Annotated in this window: 12 protein-coding genes and 1 tRNA gene; 8 read left to right on the top strand and 5 right to left on the bottom strand. The window is 58.0% G+C overall.

Annotation, left to right across the window (positions count from 1 at the left end; genetic code table 11):
• Positions 1-18 precede the first annotated feature (18 nt).
• From A3GO_RS24165 to ispB, 3 genes are all read right to left on the bottom strand, one after another.
• A complete protein-coding gene (locus A3GO_RS24165) occupies positions 19-3,897 on the bottom strand; it encodes a PAS domain S-box protein (protein WP_084610161.1) in 3,879 nt (1,292 codons plus the stop codon).
• A 656-nt stretch (positions 3,898-4,553) separates the two neighbouring features.
• A tRNA-Pro gene (locus A3GO_RS0116000) sits at positions 4,554-4,630 on the bottom strand.
• A 9-nt stretch (positions 4,631-4,639) separates the two neighbouring features.
• Positions 4,640-5,608, bottom strand: a complete 969-nt coding sequence (gene ispB, locus A3GO_RS0115995) for an octaprenyl diphosphate synthase (RefSeq protein WP_029134264.1) — start codon at positions 5,606-5,608, stop codon at positions 4,640-4,642.
• Positions 5,609-5,846: 238 nt separating this feature from the next.
• Here ispB and rplU point away from each other — a divergent pair, with 238 nt between their 5' ends.
• The 4 genes from rplU (at position 5,847) to proB (ending at position 8,742) form a co-directional block, all read left to right on the top strand.
• Positions 5,847-6,161 (top strand): 50S ribosomal protein L21, encoded by a 315-nt coding sequence (gene rplU / locus A3GO_RS0115990; RefSeq protein WP_029134263.1) that lies wholly within the window; start codon positions 5,847-5,849, stop codon positions 6,159-6,161.
• Between the two features lie 16 nt (positions 6,162-6,177).
• A complete protein-coding gene (gene rpmA, locus A3GO_RS0115985) occupies positions 6,178-6,435 on the top strand; it encodes a 50S ribosomal protein L27 (protein WP_029134262.1) in 258 nt (85 codons plus the stop codon).
• 91 nt (positions 6,436-6,526) lie between these two features.
• Entirely contained in the window at positions 6,527-7,603 is a 1,077-nt protein-coding gene (cgtA, locus tag A3GO_RS0115980) for an Obg family GTPase CgtA (RefSeq protein ID WP_029134261.1), read from the top strand.
• 11 nt (positions 7,604-7,614) lie between these two features.
• Positions 7,615-8,742, top strand: coding sequence for a glutamate 5-kinase (proB, locus tag A3GO_RS0115975; RefSeq protein WP_029134260.1), 1,128 nt, complete (start codon positions 7,615-7,617; stop codon positions 8,740-8,742).
• 9 nt (positions 8,743-8,751) lie between these two features.
• Here proB and A3GO_RS0115970 read toward each other — a convergent pair whose 3' ends face one another.
• On the bottom strand, positions 8,752-11,694 hold the full coding sequence (locus A3GO_RS0115970; RefSeq protein WP_029134259.1) for a DUF748 domain-containing protein: 2,943 nt from the start codon (positions 11,692-11,694) through the stop codon (positions 8,752-8,754).
• 164 nt (positions 11,695-11,858) lie between these two features.
• Positions 11,859-12,119, bottom strand: a complete 261-nt coding sequence (gene rpsT / locus A3GO_RS0115965; protein WP_029134258.1) for a 30S ribosomal protein S20 — start codon at positions 12,117-12,119, stop codon at positions 11,859-11,861.
• A 236-nt stretch (positions 12,120-12,355) separates the two neighbouring features.
• Between rpsT and murJ the strand changes: the two genes are divergently transcribed.
• The 4 genes from murJ to lspA all read left to right on the top strand — a co-directional run bounded on the left by murJ (position 12,356) and on the right by lspA (position 18,399).
• A complete protein-coding gene (murJ, locus tag A3GO_RS0115960) occupies positions 12,356-13,885 on the top strand; it encodes a murein biosynthesis integral membrane protein MurJ (protein WP_037375664.1) in 1,530 nt (509 codons plus the stop codon).
• A gap of 108 nt (positions 13,886-13,993) precedes the next feature.
• Positions 13,994-14,929, top strand: coding sequence for a bifunctional riboflavin kinase/FAD synthetase (gene ribF, locus A3GO_RS0115955; RefSeq protein ID WP_029134256.1), 936 nt, complete (start codon positions 13,994-13,996; stop codon positions 14,927-14,929).
• 129 nt (positions 14,930-15,058) lie between these two features.
• A complete protein-coding gene (gene ileS, locus A3GO_RS0115950; RefSeq protein ID WP_029134255.1) occupies positions 15,059-17,887 on the top strand; it encodes an isoleucine--tRNA ligase in 2,829 nt (942 codons plus the stop codon).
• A 41-nt stretch (positions 17,888-17,928) separates the two neighbouring features.
• The gene (gene lspA / locus A3GO_RS0115945; RefSeq protein WP_029134254.1) at positions 17,929-18,399 is read left to right on the top strand and encodes a signal peptidase II; all 471 of its coding nucleotides are present in this window, start codon (positions 17,929-17,931) and stop codon (positions 18,397-18,399) included.
• Positions 18,400-18,441 lie beyond the last annotated feature (42 nt).

The following is an 18,441-nucleotide window of genomic DNA, read 5'->3' as shown; positions in this document are numbered from 1 at the left end:
GTTTGTGCTGTGGGATGGCTACTCCGTGGATAATGCCGGCTGTTCTGTGATCAGCGCCTCCACGGCTTCCGCGGTGATCGGCTTGCTGTAAAGGTAACCCTGACCCTCCTGGCATCCGGCCTGTTTCAGGAACTCCGCCTGTGCCTCGGTCTCCACCCCCTCGGCGATGACCCGCAGGCCGAGACTCTTCCCCATGGCGATAATGGCATCGGCAATGGCCATATCATTGCGGTCGTGCGGGATGTCGCGCACAAACGACTGGTCAATCTTGAGCTTGTGGATCGGTAGCTGTTTCAGGTAACTGAGAGAGGAGTAGCCGGTGCCGAAGTCGTCGATGGACAGGGTCAGCCCCAGTTCACGCAACGCCTGCAGCTGGGTAATGGCCGATCCTGCCTGCTGCATGATAAAGCCTTCGGTTACTTCCAGTTCCAGGCGGTCAGTTGGAAGTTGTGTCTCGTCCAGTACAGCAATCACCTCATTAAGCAGGTTGCCCCGCTGCAGTTGAGGGCCGGCGATATTGACGGCTATGCGGCCAAAGTCGATGCCCTGTTGCTGCCACTGCCGGCCTTGCCGGCAGGCGGTCCTGAGTACCCATTCACCTATTGGATGAATTAGGCCGGACTCCTCTGCCAGCGGGATGAATCTGGCCGGGGAGATGGTTCCCAGTTCCGGGTGAACCCAGCGAATCAAGGCTTCCAGGCCGATTATTCGGCCGCTTTGCAAGTCAAACTGGGGTTGGTAGAGCAGGCGAAGCTGCTCCTTCTCGATCGCCTGGCGCAGATTATTTTCCAGCGATACCCGCTCAAAGGCGTTGCGGGTCAGCTCTTTGGTGTAGAACTGGTAGGTGTTGCGCCCCTCTTCCTTGGCCCGGTACATGGCGGAGTCGGCGTTGCGCAGCAGGGTGGCGGAATCCTTGCCGTCCTGGGGGCAGATGCAGATGCCAAGGCTGGCGGTGATGCGTATCGCCTGCTGCTCCAGTTGGAACGGTTCGGCAAATACGGCAGCCAGTTTCTGCGCGGCGATACCGGCATTTTCCGGTTTGCCGATGTCCTCCAGCAGCAGCACGAATTCGTCCCCGCCGATGCGGGCTACGGTATCGTCCTGCCGGGTTGCCAGTAAAAGTTTCCGCGCCACTTCCTGCAATAACTGATCACCCACCGGGTGGCCCAGGCTGTCGTTGATATGTTTGAAGTTGTCCAGGTCGAGAAAAATTACCGCAAGCAGGGTATCGTGACGCTCCGCGTGCTTGATGGCCTGGTCGAGGCGCTCATTTAGCAGCAGACGATTTGGCAGGTCGGTCAGCGCGTCGTGATGGCCAAGGTGGTCCAGCTTTTCCTGCGACTGTTTGATATGGGTGATGTCGGAAAAGATACCGACGTAGTGGGTCAGGTTGCCGTTGCCGTCGACAACACTATTGATGGTCTGCCATTTTGGGAACAGTTCGCCATTCTTGCGTCGATTCCACATCTCGCCGCGCCAGTGTCCGGTCTCTGTCAGGGAGTGCCACAGGTCGCGATAGAAACTCTGATCATGATGGCCGGATTTGAACAGGCGGGGATTTTTCCCGATTACCTCCTCGCGTGAGTAGCCCTGTATCTGGCTGAAGGCACGATTTACATCCAGGATATTGCCGTTGCTGTCGGTAATGATTACTCCCTCGTCAGTGTTTTCAAACACGCTTGCGGCGAGGCGCAGTCGCTCCTCTACCTGCCTGAAGTGGCTCAGGTCATGCAGGCTGATCAGCATGCCAGTCTCAATACCGGACGCATCCCGCACCAGTTTCAGTTTTACCTCGATCGGTTTTTCGTCTGGATTGTGGGCGTCATTTGCCTCCAGGGTGATCGCCGTTTCACCCCGCTCCTCCAGAATTCTGCAGATCGGACAGAGCTCTTCCTCACCTTGCGGATGCATCAACTCCACTATCGAGCGGCCCAGACTCTGTTCGGGATTCAGTCCGGACATTTGATAAAATGCCGTGTTCGCCCTCAGCAGATGCTGCTCCATATCCAGCAGATAGATGGCGTCTCCGAACTGATCCATGGCCTGGGTCCATTCGCTGTCGGCGCGCGCCAACTGCTGTTCCGCCCGTTTTCGCTCGGAAACATCACGTCCCAGAACAATCAGGCCTTTTCGAGTACCGTTGTCCTCGTAGAGTGGGACTTTGATGATATCGTAGACCCTGGTCGTCCCATCCGGTTTGGAAATAATCTCTTCGCAGCGGCAGCCTCCCTCCGTTTGCCAGGCCTGCTCATCGCTTGCCTCGCAGCTGAGGAATGCATCCCGATACAGGGGATCGGTGAATTCGGCCAGCTCCCGGTCGGTCTTCCCCCGGTAATCAACATCGCCCAGTGAAAACAGTTTTAGGTCAGCCTCATTGGCCTCCAGCCAGCGACCCTTGCCATCCTTGAAACAGATAATATCCGGGGTTGCATTGATCAGGGTGCGTAGTTGTTGCTCACTCTCCTGCAACGCCGCCTCTGCACGCTTGCGTTCAGTGATCTCGACCACGACCGCGATGTAATTGCCCGGTTCCTCATGAGATTGCCAGGTAGCGGACGCGGTCAGATTGACCCAGACGATGGAGCCGTTTCGGTGGACGTAGCGTTTTTCCCTACTGAATTGACCTATTTCGCCGGCCAACATTGACGCCACATTGTCCAGGTCTTCCGGGAGATCATCGGGATGGGTGATTTCCCGGAATGTCTTGCCGTTGGTCATCTCTTCCATGGTGTAACCGACCATATCGCAGTAGCGCTGGTTGATGCGCAGGAAGCGCCCCGATCTTGACTCAATCAGCGCTACGCCAACGGCTGCCTGCTCGAAGATGGTACGAAAGCGCTGCTCGCTTGAGGACAGGGCCTGTTTTGCCTGGTGCTGGCCGGTGATATCCCGAACAATACAGATCAGCTGGTCCTGTTCCGGGAGTCTTATCAGGCGCGCTTCGTAGTGACGAGATGTTTTGAAGACAATGAGATCATACTCGAACACCTGCATCTCATCGGTCTTGCAAGCCCGGATGATTTTGCTTGCCAGCAGTCGGGTGAATTCGGCAGGCAAAACATCCTGGGCCCGCTTGCCGAGAAATTCCTCGGGGGGAACATAAAGCTCTGAACTGTTTTGTGCCCGATAGTCCAGTATGGTGCCGTCAGCGGATAAGCGGAAGTACATGTCCGGCAACGCCTGAAATACCGCCTGCAGTTCGACTTCACGCTCTTGTGCGTTGTGCAGTCCCGTTCTTATCTCATCCTCGGCCTGTTTGAGAGCAGATATGTCGCGGGCAATGGCAAAGATGCCCTCTATTTTTCCTTCAATCACCAGCGGACCCTTGGTCGTCAGGTAGGGCAGGGTCTTGTCCTTGGTGGTTACCGTCTCGTGATAGGTCTCGGTCTTGCCTGAGTCCATGATGCGCCGGTCGTCCTGACAGAACTGCTGTGCCACCGGGTCAGGAAAGAGTTGGAAATCATCCTTACCGATGATGGTGTCCAGCGGTCTGTCCAGCAGCTCTGCCAACGCAGGGTTGGCAACAATATAGCGCCCCTCCTTGTCCTTGATGAATATGGCGTCAGTCGAGTTATACGTGATCGAATTAAGCAGTGTCAGTGTACGGAGCTGCTCTGCCTGTAAGGCCTGCTCGCGCTGTGCCGCCCCGGAGATCTGTCCTGCCAGTCGGCTCATCAGCAGATAGAGCAGTAATGAAGTGATCAGGATGAAGAGCCACCCCTTGATGGTGCTGGCAACGTTAATCGCCTCGGGTGCACTGAGGAGCTGGCTGACCAGCGCGTCGGAAAACAGAATATAGAGCATGGAGATCCCGGCGTAGACCAGGACAATCCGCAATACTCCCTTGCTGGAACGGCTGCCGTTGTTTCGTTTGGAGTGAGGCGACCCTGATTTCATGCTGTACAGGTCGACTTGTGAGGTGAGGATTTCATCATGTCCTATATGCCAAATGTTCCAGGTTTTATTCGCTTAGCCATGAGTGATGATGCACGATTATTTAACAGGAATTTATATATATGTCGCTCTGGACATGATTATGGTAGTCGAAATTTTGCCGGCCAGCCCTGAAGCACCGGCCATAACGGCGTTCAACTGATATCGTTCGGTATATAAAATCCTATTGTGCCAAGATTATAGCGTCACTTGGGAGGAAAGCTTGAACTAGCCTAAGGGTGTTGTTGCAGATGCGGGGTGGTTCTGCGTCTTAGGCCCTGGTGGTTATGTATGCATGGCTGCCGATAATGGAAACAGGTGACTTGACGGACTCTTCGATGGTTACGATGACCGAACGATAGGTGTCTGACGCCCGAAAACACGGGTAATGCCGCCATCCGTATGAGAGTGTTGGGTTACGTTTGAATCGCGCTGACGGATAAAAACGGCTACCGTTTGGTAGCCGTTTAATATGCTTGGTCGGGGTGAAAGGACGACTCGGGTCGTTCTGGCCCTCGCCCTTCGGTCGAACCTCTAACGGTTCGAACCCTCTCACGTGAGGCCCCGGTTTTATGTTCAATGCCGTAGCGGCGTTTGTGGTTAGGGTTCTGAAAAGAATTTGGTCGGGGTGAGAGGATTCGAACCTCCGGCCCCTGCCTCCCGAAGGCAGTGCTCTACCAGGCTGAGCTACACCCCGAATTCAGGTTCAACTCCTGCGTCTGACGGCGAAGTCGGCCAGGGCAGCGAGTGCGTCGCGGAAGGGTGATTCGGGAATTGCTTCCAGGGCCTGTTTGGCCTTGTCGGCTTCCTCCGCGGCGAGGCGCGCAGTGTACTCGATCGCATCGGTGGATTCAATGGCCGCCATGACGATATCGATATGTTCCCGCCCGCCTTTTTCGATCACCTCCCGCAGGACTGCCCGCTGTTCGGCGCTGCCTACCTGCATGGCTCGCAGGATCGGCAGGGTCGGTTTGCCCTCTTCCAGGTCATCGCCGATATTCTTGCCGATCTCCTCGCTGGAGGTGCTGTAGTCGAGGGCGTCGTCAATAATCTGGAAGGCGATGCCCAGATGCAGGCCGTAATCAGCCATGGCCTGCTCTTCCTCCGGTGTGGCACCACCCAGTACCGCCCCGAGCCGGGAGCCGGCCTCGAACAGAGTGGCTGTTTTGCGCAGGATTACCTCGCGGTATTTCTCTTCCGTGGTGTCCGGGTCATTGCAGTTGAGCAGTTGCAGGACTTCGCCCTCGGCAATGCGGTTGGTGGCGTGGGAGAGTACTTCCATCACCCGCATGCTATTCATGTCCACCATCATTTCGAACGAGCGTGAGTAGAGGAAGTCGCCCACCAGTACACTGGCGGCGTTACCCCAGACCGCGTTGGCAGTATCCCGGTTGCGGCGCATGTCCGATTCGTCGACCACGTCATCGTGCAGGAGGGTGGCGGTGTGGATGAACTCGATCACCGCCGCCAGGTCGATATGTCCCGCGCCCGGATAACTCAATGCGCGGGCGGCCAGCAGCACAATCATCGGGCGCAGGCGTTTGCCTCCGCTGTTGACGATGTAGTGTCCGACCTGGTTGATCAGTACCACATCGGACTGGAGCCGGCGCAGTATCAGGGCGTCAACCGCCTTCATATCTTCCGCAACCAGCTCGCGGATTGTGCTCATTTCCATGGGGTCTGTCTTAAACTGCTTTGGTTACAGGGTATATTAGGAGTGGAGCATGCTAGGAGCCTGCCATGGTGCTGTCAAGCGTGGGGTCCATCGGTTCTTCAGGGACGCGAGCTGTTTTTGCGGTTTTTTGTGTGTGGTGATTGACCTGTGCCGCTGTCACGGGTAGAATTCCGCCTCTTTCGTTGGCGCGTTGTCTATTTGCGCGCCGAAATTAGCAGATTTTTTGCGGAGATTTGGTATGTATGCCGTAATTCAGACCGGGGGTAAACAGTACCGGGTTTCCGAGGGCGATACACTTAAAGTTGAAAAGCTGGGTGCTGAAGAAGGCGCTTCGCTCGATCTTGATAAAGTGCTGATGGTCGCCAACGGCGAAGATATTAAGATTGGCACGCCCTATGTGGCCGGTGGCAAGGTCACCGCTACGGTTAAATCCCATGGGCGGGCAAAGAAAGTGACGATCCTGAAGTTCAAGCGGCGTAAGCACCACATGAAGCGCCAGGGACATCGTCAGTGGTACACAGAACTCGAGATTACCGGAATCAGCGCAGGCTGAGGGGCAGGGTTAGGCAATGGCACATAAAAAAGCAGGCGGTAGTACACGTAACGGCCGCGATTCTGAGTCGAAGCGTCTTGGCGTGAAAGTATTTGGTGGCCAGACTATTAATGCCGGCGGCATCATTATTCGCCAGCGTGGCACAGCGGTGCACAATGGCGTTAATGTGGGTTGCGGTAAAGACCACACGCTGTTCGCTAAGGTGGACGGTGTAGTGCAGTTCGAGGTTAAAGGACCGAAAAATCGTCGCTATGTCAGCGTGATTCCGGCCTGATCGCGCCACCGCTATAGAACAAAAAAGGCCTCGTCTTGTGACGGGGCTTTTTACGTTATGACGATAGATTTTTACAGCCGCGGGCACGCCCATGAAATTTGTTGATGAAGCCACGATTCGCGTAGAAGCCGGCAAGGGCGGTAACGGCGCCGTCAGCTTCCGGCGCGAGAAATATATTCCCCGGGGAGGCCCCGATGGCGGAGACGGTGGTGATGGGGGCAGCGTCTATCTGGTGGCCGACTCCGGGCTGAATACGCTGGTGGATTTTCGCCATCAGCGGCGTCACCGGGCGCACAGCGGTCAGCAGGGGATGGGGCGCAACTGTACCGGTCGCAGCGCCGAGGACCTGTTTATCAAGGTGCCGGTGGGTACCCGGGTGACCGACCTGGAGACCGAAGAACTGATAGGTGAACTGTTGAGTAACGGGCAGCGACTGCTGGTGGCCAAGGGCGGTTTTCACGGTATCGGCAATGCCCGCTTCAAGAGCAGTACCAATCGGTCGCCGCGCCAGTTTACCCCCGGCTCTATGGGTGAGGAGCGGGATATCCTGCTGGAGTTGATTCTGCTGGCGGATGTTGGCCTGCTGGGTATGCCCAATGCCGGCAAGTCCAGCCTGATCAGCAAGGTATCCAGCGCCACGCCCAAGGTGGCGGACTATCCCTTCACGACCCTGCACCCCAATCTGGGGGTGGTCAGTCTGGGTACCGGCAACAGTTTTGTTATTGCCGATATTCCCGGGGTGATCGAGGGCGCGGCCGAGGGGGCGGGGTTGGGCCTGCGGTTTCTCAAGCACCTGAATCGCACCCGGCTGTTGCTGCATCTGGTGGATATGGCGCCGATGGATGACGGGGTCTCGCCCGCGCAAGAGGTGCGCCTGATCGCCTCCGAGCTGGAAAAGTATAGTGATGATCTGTATGAGCGGGAGCGCTGGCTGGTGCTGAACAAAATGGACCTGATGACGGCTGAGGAGTTTGCGGAGAAACGTGCGATCGTGCTGGAGGAACTGGATTGGCAGGGGCCGGTCTATTCAATCTCGGCCCTGTCGGGAGAAGGGACTCGTGAGCTGATGCAGGCCCTGATGAAGCGGTTGAAGACATTGCGTGAGCAGGACAAGCCGGTTGAAGTGGTAGAGAAGGCCGAAGAGCCCTGGGATCCCCTGAAAGAGTAGTTGGCAGCAGTATGAATATGTCCCGAGAAAAATTCACGTCGGCCAAGCGCTGGGTAGTAAAGATCGGCAGCGCCCTGTTGACCGCCGATGGCAAGGGTCTGGCGCGGGAAGCGCTGGCCGGCTGGGTTGAGCAGATGTCCAGTTGGGTGCTGGCGGGCAATGAGCTGATCCTGGTCTCTTCCGGGGCTGTGGCCGAGGGAATGAGCCGCATGGGCTGGACCGCCCGGCCGACTACGCTGCATGAGTTGCAGGCGGCGGCCGCTATTGGCCAGATGGGACTGGTGCGTGCTTACGAAACCTGTTTCCAGAAGCATGGTCTGCACACCGCCCAGGTGCTGCTGACCCATGATGACCTGACCAATCGGAAACGTTACCTGAATGCCCGCAGTACCCTGCGCACCCTGATTCGCCTGGGGGTGGTGCCGGTGGTGAATGAGAACGATACCGTGGCCAATCAGGAGTTGCGCTTTGGTGATAACGACACCCTGGCGGCATTGGTGGCCAATCTGGTGGAGGCGGACCTGCTGGTGCTGCTGACAGATCAGCAGGGGCTTTATGATTGTGATCCGCGTTACAACCCCGAGGCGGTGCTGATCGACGAGAGCCGGGTCGATGATCCCATGCTGGATCAGGTGGCCGGCGGAAGTTCCGGTCTGCTTGGGCAGGGTGGCATGGTGACCAAGGTGCGGGCCGCCCGGCTGGCCGCACGTTCGGGCACCGCCACCATAATCGCCCCCGGGGTGGGGGATAAGGTATTGACCCGGATTGCCGCTGGGGAGCCGGTCGGCACATTATTATTGCCGGTACAGGAGGCGGAGGCGGCACGCAAGCGCTGGCTGGCCGGCCACCTTCAGGTGCGTGGACGCCTGGTGGTGGATGCCGGTGCGGTGCGTGTGTTACGGGAGTCCGGCCGCAGCCTGCTGGCGGTTGGCGTAAAACAGGTGATCGGCAAATTCTCTCGCGGTGAAATGGTGGTCTGTGTCGATGAGCAGGGGCGGGAGATTGCCCGGGGCCTGGTCAACTACAACTCAACAGAGAGTGATCGCATAAAGGGAGTTGCCTCCGGCCGCATCCAGGAGATTCTGGGGTATGTGGATGAGGAAGAGCTGATTCACCGCGATAACCTGGTCCTGGTCTGATCCATCTTGTCAAATCAGCAGGTCGACCCTCGGTGCGGCCTTCTCCGCTGTTTTCTCCATCCGCGGCTGACAACTGACCAGGCGCTCTGTCTTGGTCTGGTGGGTGATTGACAGATAGCGCTCAATGCTCGTAGCGCGGTCAACGGCCAATTGGTTGAGTTGTTGGTCACTGATTTCGATCGTGGGTGGTGGTGCAGGGGGTGGCTGTTTTCGGCTGCTCTCTGATCGGTTCTTCTCTTTTTCCGTTGCCGCTTCCAGGCGCTGGCGCTCGGCCTGCCGCAGGGCCTCGATATCGGTCGTCGCCGAGACGCCGCACAGTCGAATATATATCTCCGGGCGATCATTCAGGAGTTGGGCTATCTTGGTCAGATATTCATGCTGGTCGGGATTTAACTGGCTGGAGCCAGGGTCGAACGGGATGGGGTCCAACTGAATCTTCGCTGCCGCGTCCCCGGCCAGTTCCACCAGGGTAAGTAGGGTGCCGAAAGGAAACAGGGCAGTTGCCAGGTAGGTTCTGGCACCCTTCTTCATGGCTCTCCCGATCGCCTGGTTGATGGCGTCACTCGGGTCGACCTGGATGTTATCGATAGCGCCGCTGACCGGCAGGTTCAGCTTGATCTGACTGTTCTTGTCTTTGAGCATGCCGAGGGCGGTTTCCAGTGGAATGCTTAACTGCTGTTGCAGTGCTGCCATCTTTTCAGAATTGAGCGGCTCCACCTGCAGCTGGTTGAGGACCAGATCGCTGCTGCCGTCAATCTGTCCCGCCTTTGCCGTAAATTGAATGTCGCTGTTGGCCTTGCCGCTCTGAAGCCGGTAGCCCATCAACGGAATGGTATAGGCGGAGAGCGGGGGCAATTCCAGTCCCTCGATACGGCCCTTGAGTGTAAAGGTGGGTTCTGCTGCGAACAGTGCCAGGTCGCCGTTCAGCTCCAGGATGGAGCTTTTGTCCAATATACCCTTGAGCTGAAAAGTGGCGGGTGTGTCTGCCGGGGTATTGGTGATGCCATTCATGCGGAACAGCTCGGGTTTGAGGCGCAGATGATAGACGGGGTCGGTAGTGCGATCCTCAAAACCGAGCAGGCTGTCACCGTCGAGGGTGAGTTGATCGATCATGACCGGCAGGGGTTGGTCCGATGATTCTCGAGCTGTCTCGCTGTTATTCTCGATTAGTCGCCGGATGGCATCGGCCAGTTGCTGGAGGTTAAGGCTTTTGTCCGGCTGGCGAATCAGCGCTTGTTTCAGGCCGGTGGTCTCGATCTTGTTGATCCGCAGTCCATTGCTAATGGAGTAGCCGGGTTGCTGAATTTGCATGCCTTCCAGGGTGAGCATGGCCGGGTTGTCCCTGCCGGTATCCGCTAATCCCGCCCCGGCACTGATCGATCGGACATCGATCAGTGCCGCCGTCACCGCATTTTTATCGTCGCCGGCCAGACGGTCGATACGGAGAGATTCGATGGAAAGCAGTTGCAGTTTGGCGTGGCTATCGATCGCCTCAAAACCCGTGGCCGTGAGGTCGCCGGATGGTTTAATGCGGTTTCCATGCTGATCCTGCTCGAGCTCCAGTCCGCCCTGCCAGGTGAGATTCTGCAGCGCTATCGTGGCCTGGTTTTCCGATGATTTCAGCTGTAGTGGGCCATCTTCCAGGGAGCCTTCAAGGGCAAGGGTGGTCAGGGCTTCCTGCCGGTTGAGCTGTACGGTGCCCTCCCAGTTCAGAGATTCGTTGATCAGTTCCCGGGTTGGTGTAGTGAGACTGATCCCCGCCAGTTTCAATCCGCCTGGCAATCGGGTCGACAAATCCTCCCCCGACAGTGTGAGGGTGGCGTTTTCCAGTGACAGCCCGATTTGTTCCATGGCTGAGCGGCTGTCCGCCAGGCCAATTTCCGGCGCCTGGATATTGAGGCGGCTGTTGCTGCTGATGTTCTGTGTGGAAGCCGTTGAGTGAATCTTCAGGTCGCCTTGCCACTCCAGCTCTCTATGGTGGTGGCCGTTATCCCCGTCCTTTGAGTTGAACCTGAATTCTGTCGAAGTGAGGCTGCCGTTGAGTGACAGGGTATCGGTGTCGTGGCTGAGGTGGCCTTTCCAGGAGAGTTGGTCGCCGGTTATCACCTGACCCTGGTAATTGACCTGATAGCTGGCCAGGTTGAGAGCGCCGTTATGGGTGATCCGGGGAGTGCCTGATTGCCGGGTCAGCAGGGAAATGTCGCCATCCATGCTCAGCTTCCCCTTCAGCAGCTCAAGCTGCGGCTCCGCCAGCTTGGCGTAGGTGTCGAGTACCAGCGATTGAATCTGGATATCGCCCTTGAAGGAGGGATGGTCGGCGAATGGGGTGAATCCCCCGTTAAGCTTGACCGGTGCCTGGTCGATGCTGCCCTGCAGCTCCACTTGGGCAATGCCGGCCTTATTGTCCGAGGCAATGTCGGTGAGGCTCAGTCTTTCGATCTGGACTTGAGTGGAGAGCTTGGCGCCCTGGTAGTCGATCACCACATTGCTAAGGCCGATGCGATTCAGCCTGACGGCCCAGGGTGTCGCTTCTGTCGGTTCCTTTTTTACGGGTGCGGAAAACTGCATCCCGCCAATCTGCAGTTGGCTATCGGTGCCGTTCTGGATCAGTTTCAGCACCACGCCCGACAGATCCATGCCGGTAATGACTACTTGTTTATTGAAGAGTGGACGCCAGGCCAGTTGCAGGTCAAGTCTGGGCAGGGTGAGTTTGTTTTTGCCCTGATTGGTTACCTTCAGATCATCCAGTCTGAGGGTGGCGGAAAAGGGATTGAAGTCGACATTGGCGACCGACACCTGTTCGCCGCCGTGCTGTTTGATCCATTGTGTGAGTCCGTAATCGATGCCAAGCGGCAGCAGGGAGAGGGTGGCGGTAACGAGGATCAGCAGGATTGACAGAATGATGAAAAGGCGATGGCGGCGTTTTTTGCTACTGCCCGGTGCTGCTGCCATGTTGGTTCATCCCTCTGCTGATGGTCCGATGCGTTGACCGGGGAAGTATAACTCAGGCGGATCGGTTGTTTACCGATGCCGTTTTATTGCCGGGATGGGGTTTTGTTACAGGCAGAAAAAAACCGGCTTTTGGCCGGTTTCTCTTGATGCACAGGCGCTACTGTTTACAGCGATTTGATCTGTGCATTCAGGCGGCTTTTATGACGGGCAGCCTTGTTCTTGTGGATAAGGCCGGTGTTTGCCGCACGGTCGATCACCGGTACCGCCTGTTGGTAAGCTTCGGTAGCCTTTTCCTTATCGCCAGTCGCCAATGCCTTCACTACGTTTTTCAGGTAGGTACGCATGTTGCTGCGACGCGACGCGTTGTTCTGGCGATGCTGTTCGGCCTGACGCGCACGTTTGCGGGCTTGTGGTGAGTTGGCCAAGGTCTGTCTCCAAAAAATTCAGTAAATGAGTATCTCGTTAAAGAGCGCGGTATTCTGGGGGCTGGGTAGCCGTTTGTCAACAGCTAATTGTCGGTATTGAGCCTGTTCCGGTGAGGTGACACCGTCAGCAGGTAAGGTGGGGGATTCTAACGGATTCCCCTGAAAATAGGGTATAAAAAGCCTATAATCCGCCCTTTGGCCGCTGGCGGCGGCATTTACAGGTAGCACTCAAACGCATGTTCAGATCACTGGCCAAGGTGGGCTCCAATACCCTGCTGTCGAGGATTCTCGGTTTTGTCCGTGATCTGGTGGTGGCGCATACCTTTGGTGCCAATGCCGGAACCGATGCCTTTTTTGTCGCCTTCAAGATCCCCAATTTTCTGCGCCGCCTGTTCGCCGAGGGGGCCTTTGCGGTGGCTTTTGTGCCGGTGCTTACTGAATATAAGGAGCGCCGCAGTTTTGCGGAGCTGAAGCGTTTTGTTGATCACGTCGCCGGTACCCTGGGAGCGGTGCTGCTGGCGGTCACTCTGGCGGGGGTGCTGGGAGCGCCGGTACTGGCGATGATCTTTGCGCCGGGGTTCATCGGCTCGGCGGGCAAGCTGGACCTGGCCGTGGATATGTTGCGGCTTACCTTTCCCTATCTGCTGTTCATCTCCCTGACCGCTTTTGCCGGTGGTATTCTAAATGCCCACGGCCGGTTTGGTATTCCTGCCTTTACCCCGGTTTTGCTCAATGTATCGCTGATCAGTTCTGCCCTCTGGCTGGCGCCGCAGATGGATCGTCCGATCATGGCGCTGGCCTGGGGTGTGCTGCTTGCCGGTATCCTGCAACTGCTGTTTCAGTTCCCCTTTCTGCGCCGGATCCGGCTGCTGCCGCGGTTTGTGTTTGCGCCAAAAGATGACGGTGTGCGGCGCATCGGCCGGCTGATGCTGCCGGCACTGTTCGGGGTCTCGGTGACTCAGCTCAATCTGCTGCTGGATACCCTGATCGCCTCGTTTCTGGTCTCCGGTAGCATCTCCTGGCTCTACTACTCCGACCGGTTGATGGAGTTTCCCCTGGGCATTCTGGGGGTGGGGCTGGCTACGGTGATACTGCCCAACCTGTCGAAAAAACACGCCACGGAGTCACCTGAGGGCTTCTCGCATGTGGTCGACTGGGCTTTGCGCTGGGGACTGTTGCTGGGGCTTCCCTCGGCGGTGGGGTTGTTTGTGCTGGCTGGGCCGATGATCGCCACCCTGTTCCAGTCGGAGCTGTTTGATGCCACCGATGTGGCCATGTCGCGGCAGAGCCTGATGGCCTATTCGCTGGGACTGCTCTCCTTTATCCTGATCAAGGTGCTGGCACCGGGTTACTACTCCCGGCAGGACACCCGGACACCGGTGCGTATCGCGGTGATCGCCATGGTGGTCAATATGGTGATGAATATTATCCTGGTATTCCCCCTGGCCCATGCCGGGCTGGCGCTGGCCACCTCGCTCTCCGCCACCCTCAATGCGTTTTTGCTGTATCGCGGGTTACGCCGGGAAGGGGTCTACCAGCCGGAGGCTGGCTGGCCGCTGCTGATCCTGCGGGGTGTCCTCGCCTCGGCCGTGATGGGTGGGCTGCTCTATTGGGGGGTGGGTGATCTCGCCTCCTGGCTTGGGGGGGCCACCTGGGACAAGGTGTGGCGCCTGCTGCTCTGGGTGTTGGCGGGTGTCGGCAGTTACTTTGCCGCATTGGCGCTGCTGGGCATCGGACCGCGCCATTTTCGCAACAGTGCCTCCTGAGTTGGGTGTGGGTTACGGATTGCGCCGACGGGTCCGATGCAGGAACAGGGACTTGTGATAAAACATTGCCTATAATGCAGCGTTTTGGACTCTATTGAGCAGGCTTCGATGCAGGTTATCCGCGGTCTCCACAATCTGCGCGCTGAACACCGGGGCTGTGTCGCCACTATCGGTAATTTTGATGGTGTGCATCTCGGGCATCAGGCGGTGTTCCGGAATCTCCGGGAGCGGGCGGCCGCGTTCGGTCTGCCGACCACCGTTGTCACTTTTGAGCCACAGCCGCAGGAGTTCTTCGCACCGGATGCCGCGCCGGCACGACTGACCCGGATGCGGGAGAAGTTGCAGGCCCTCAAGGATGCCGGGATCGATCGGGTGGTGCTGCTGGAGTTTGGCCGGAAACTCGCCTCCATGTCGGCCCGGCAGTTTGTCCAGCAACTGCTGGTCGACGGGCTGGATGTGAAGTTCCTCTATGTCGGGGACGATTTCCGTTTTGGCCGCGGTCGGGTGGGTGATATCAATCTGCTGCGCCAGGTGGGTGAGGCGCGCGGCTTTGAAGTGGCCAACATGAATACCTTTATGGATGGTGAGGCGCGGGTCAGCAGCACGCGTATCCGTGAGGCGCTGGCGCAGGGAAACCTGGATTTGGCCGAACGTAACCTGGGCCGTCCCTACCAGATCTGCGGCCGGGTGGCCCATGGTGACGCCCGGGGTCGGACCATCGGTTTTCCCACCGCCAATATCGATCTGCACCGCAAGGTGAGTCCGGTACATGGCGTGTTTGCGGTGATGGTGCATGGGCTGGCCGAGGGCTCGCTGCCCGGGGTGGCCAATATCGGCAATCGTCCGACAGTAACGGGTGATTCACGTTATCTGCTGGAAGTGCACCTGTTTGATTTCTCACGCGTCATTTACGGTGAGCATGTGGGGGTGGAATTCCGTAAGTGGCTGCGGGATGAGCGGCGTTTTGAATCGTTTGATGCCCTGCGTCAGCAGATCGAACGGGACGCCGCGCAGGCCCGGGCTTTTTTTGACATTGATAAGTAAGTGAATCGGATTTAAATCAGTGGTGTAATTGCCACAGCAGCATCGCCATTGAACGGTTCGGCGATAACCACCAGAAATTTGACTAGACAGATCGCGCGGCCGGATTCGGCGGCGACAAGGCATTCGATAGTGACTGATTATAAAAGTACCCTGAACCTCCCCAAAACCGGATTTCCCATGAAGGCCAACCTGGCCAATCGTGAGCCCGAGATGCTCAAGCGCTGGGAGGCGATGGGGCTGTATCACAAAATTCGCGAAACCTTCGCCGGCCGCCCCCAGTTCATACTGCATGACGGCCCCCCCTACGCCAACGGCGAGATCCATATTGGCCATGCGGTCAATAAGGTATTGAAGGATATCATTGTCAAGAGCCATACTCTGGATGGCATGGATTCCCCCTATGTACCGGGTTGGGATTGTCACGGCTTGCCGATCGAACTCCAGGTCGAGAAGAAGGTGGGCAAGCCCGGCGGCAAGGTGACGGCGGCCCAGTTTCGTGTCGCCTGTCGCGAGTACGCCGGCAAGCAGGTGGACAGACAGCGTACCGATTTCAAGCGCTTGGGCGTGGTGGGTGATTGGGAGGATCCCTATCTGACCATGGCCTTTCAAACCGAGGCCGATATTGTGCGGGCGCTAGGGCGCATTGTCGAGAACGGCCACGTGCACAAGGGCTCCAAGCCGGTGCACTGGTGTACCGACTGCCGCTCGGCGCTGGCGGAAGCCGAGGTGGAGTACAAGGACAAGGAGTCGTTCGCCATTGATGTGCGCTTCGAGGTGCTGAATCCCGAGACTCTGATGGCCAGCTGCCACTCGGTGCCGGGCGGTCACGGTGACGGACCGCTGTCGCTGGTTATCTGGACCACTACTCCCTGGACCCTGCCGGCCAACCAGGCGGTGGCACTGAATCCGGCGTTGGATTATGTGGTGGTGCAGGCGAATGGCCCACACGGCCGGGAGCGCCTGATCCTGGCTGAGGGGATGCTCAAGGACAGCATGCTGCGCTGGGGTATCGAGGATTACAAGGTGATCGCCTACGGTCGCGGCGACGCCTTTGAGGGCCTGAGGCTCAAGCACTGTTTTTATGATCGCATTGTGCCGGTGATCCTTGGCGAACATGTGACCCTGGAAGCCGGTACCGGTGCGGTGCATACGGCGCCCGGACACGGCCTGGATGATTATATCGTTGGCCAGCGCTATGGGCTGGACGTGGATAATCCGGTGGGGGGGGACGGCCGCTTTGTCGAGGGAACCCCGCTGTTTGCCGGTGAGCATGTGTTCAACGCCAATGAAAAGGTGATCGAGGTGTTGAAGTCCCGGGGCGCCCTGGTGCAGGAGGCGCGGCTGGCCCACAGCTATCCGCACTGCTGGCGCCACAAGACGCCCATTATCTTCCGTGCCACGCCCCAGTGGTTTATCAGCATGGAACAGAAGGGCTTGCGCCAGACCGCGCTGGCGGAGATCGACAAGGTGACCTTCACGCCCGACTGGGGACGTGCCCGGATCGAGGGCATGGTGGCGGGCCGGCCCGACTGGTGTATCTCCCGGCAGCGTACCTGGGGCGTGCCGATCACCCTGTTCGTGCACAAGGCGACCGGTGATCTGCATCCGGATACCCCGGGCTTGATCGAGCAGGTGGCAAAGCGGATCGAAGAACAGGGTATCGAGGCCTGGTTCGCCCTGGATCCGGAAGAGCTGCTGGGTGAACAGGCAAAGGATTATGACAAGGTGCAGGATACCCTGGATGTCTGGTTTGACTCCGGCGTGACCCATTTTGCCGTGCTGGAACCCCGCCAGGAGTTGCGTTATCCGGCAGACCTCTATCTGGAAGGTTCCGACCAGCATCGTGGCTGGTTCCAGTCATCACTGCTGACTTCGGTGGCGATCCACGATCGGGCGCCCTATGCCGGTGTGCTGACCCACGGCTTTACCGTGGACGCCAAGGGGCACAAGATGTCCAAATCCCTCGGCAATACGGTCAGTCCCCAGGATGTGATGAAACAACTGGGCGCCGATATTATTCGACTCTGGGTGGCGGCGACCGATTACCGCGGCGAGATGACCGTTTCCGACGAGATCCTGAAACGCACGGCTGACGCCTACCGGCGTATCCGCAACACCTCGCGCTTCCTGTTGGCCAATCTGAACGGCTTCGATCCGGCAACCGATATGCTGGCGCCGGGAGAGATGGTGGAACTGGATCGCTGGGTGGTGGATCGGGCGCTGCAGTTGCAGCAGGAGATCATCGAGGCCTACAAGGGGTATCAGTTCCATCTGATCATCCAGAAGATCCACAACTTCTGCGGACCCGAGATGGGGGGTGTCTATCTCGATATTATCAAGGACCGCCAGTACACCACCCAGGCCGACAGCCGTGCCCGCCGTTCCTGTCAGACCGCTATTTATCATGTGATGGAGGCGATGGTGCGCTGGCTGGCACCGATACTCAGCTTTACCGCCGATGAGATCTGGCCGTTTATCCCCGGCCAACGCAGTGAAACGGTGTTTATCGAAACCTGGTACGAGGGGCTGTTTGCGCTTGATCAGGGGGACAGCTTCGACCGCGATTTCTGGGGTCGGGTTATCGCCATTCGCACGGCGATCGGCAAACAACTGGAGCAATTGCGGGCCGCTGGTGTGATCGGCTCCTCCCTGGACGCCGAGCTGGATCTCTACTGTGACGATCAGGCACGCGCCGACCTGGACAAGCTGGAGGATGAGTTGCGTTTTGTGATGATCACCTCTTACGCGCGGGTCCATAGCCTGGCGGAGAAGCCGGATGAGGCGGTGCAGACCGATCTTCCCGGCCTGTACCTGTTGGCGCGCGCCTCTGAGTACGCGAAGTGCGGACGCTGCTGGCACCACCGTGAGGACGTGGGTAGTCATGCGGCACACCCGACCCTCTGCGGGCGCTGTGTGGAGAATGTGGACGGCAAGGGTGAGATCAGGCGGATTGCCTGACCCTGTAACACGACGGAACAGGCAGCAGTAGGGGCGGATCTATGCATCGTTGGCTCTGGCTATCACTGGTAATCGTGGCACTGGATCAGGTCAGCAAGCAGCTGGTTGAGTCCAGCCTGATGGTCTATGAAACCATCCCGCTGTTGCCATTTTTTAATCTGACCCTGGCCTATAACGAGGGCGCTGCGTTCAGTTTTCTGAGCGATCAGGGGGGCTGGCAGCGCTGGTTTTTTGCCCTGGTGGCCGCCGTGGTCGTCATAGTGCTGGTGGTCTGGCTGTCGCGGCTGAAACATGAGCGGTTGTTGGCCGTTTCACTCAGCCTGGTGATCGGCGGGGCGCTGGGAAATCTGCTGGACCGGTTGTTGATCGGTCATGTTATCGATTTCCTGGATTTCTTCTACCACACCTATCACTGGCCGGCGTTCAATGTGGCGGATATCGCCATCACCCTGGGGGTGGTGCTGATGTTTGTCGACGCCTTGGTCGGGCGCAAGGTTGATTCGAAAGCATAGCCGGTCCGTGTCGGCGCCCGTCCCGATATTGTAGGGTGGATG

Source organism: Sedimenticola selenatireducens DSM 17993 (assembly GCF_000428045.1).
Taxonomy (GTDB): domain Bacteria; phylum Pseudomonadota; class Gammaproteobacteria; order Chromatiales; family Chromatiaceae; genus Sedimenticola; species Sedimenticola selenatireducens.
Note: the sequence above shows the minus strand (reverse complement) of the source record. Positions and strands in the feature narration are given on the sequence as shown.

What these genes read in the sequence shown, in the direction of transcription:
- A3GO_RS0115970 (WP_029134259.1), bottom strand. Translation starts at nt 11,694, where the DNA reads ATGGCAGCAGCACCGGGCAGTAGCAAAAAACGCCGCCATCGCCTTTTC.
- ispB (WP_029134264.1), bottom strand. Translation starts at nt 5,608, where the DNA reads ATGGAAATGAGCACAATCCGCGAGCTGGTTGCGGAAGATATGAAGGCG.
- A3GO_RS24165 (WP_084610161.1), bottom strand. Translation starts at nt 3,897, where the DNA reads ATGAAATCAGGGTCGCCTCACTCCAAACGAAACAACGGCAGCCGTTCC.
- rplU (WP_029134263.1), top strand. Translation starts at nt 5,847, where the DNA reads ATGTATGCCGTAATTCAGACCGGGGGTAAACAGTACCGGGTTTCCGAG.
- cgtA (WP_029134261.1), top strand. Translation starts at nt 6,527, where the DNA reads ATGAAATTTGTTGATGAAGCCACGATTCGCGTAGAAGCCGGCAAGGGC.
- murJ (WP_037375664.1), top strand. Translation starts at nt 12,356, where the DNA reads ATGTTCAGATCACTGGCCAAGGTGGGCTCCAATACCCTGCTGTCGAGG.
- rpmA (WP_029134262.1), top strand. Translation starts at nt 6,178, where the DNA reads ATGGCACATAAAAAAGCAGGCGGTAGTACACGTAACGGCCGCGATTCT.
- ribF (WP_029134256.1), top strand. Translation starts at nt 13,994, where the DNA reads ATGCAGGTTATCCGCGGTCTCCACAATCTGCGCGCTGAACACCGGGGC.
- proB (WP_029134260.1), top strand. Translation starts at nt 7,615, where the DNA reads ATGAATATGTCCCGAGAAAAATTCACGTCGGCCAAGCGCTGGGTAGTA.
- lspA (WP_029134254.1), top strand. Translation starts at nt 17,929, where the DNA reads ATGCATCGTTGGCTCTGGCTATCACTGGTAATCGTGGCACTGGATCAG.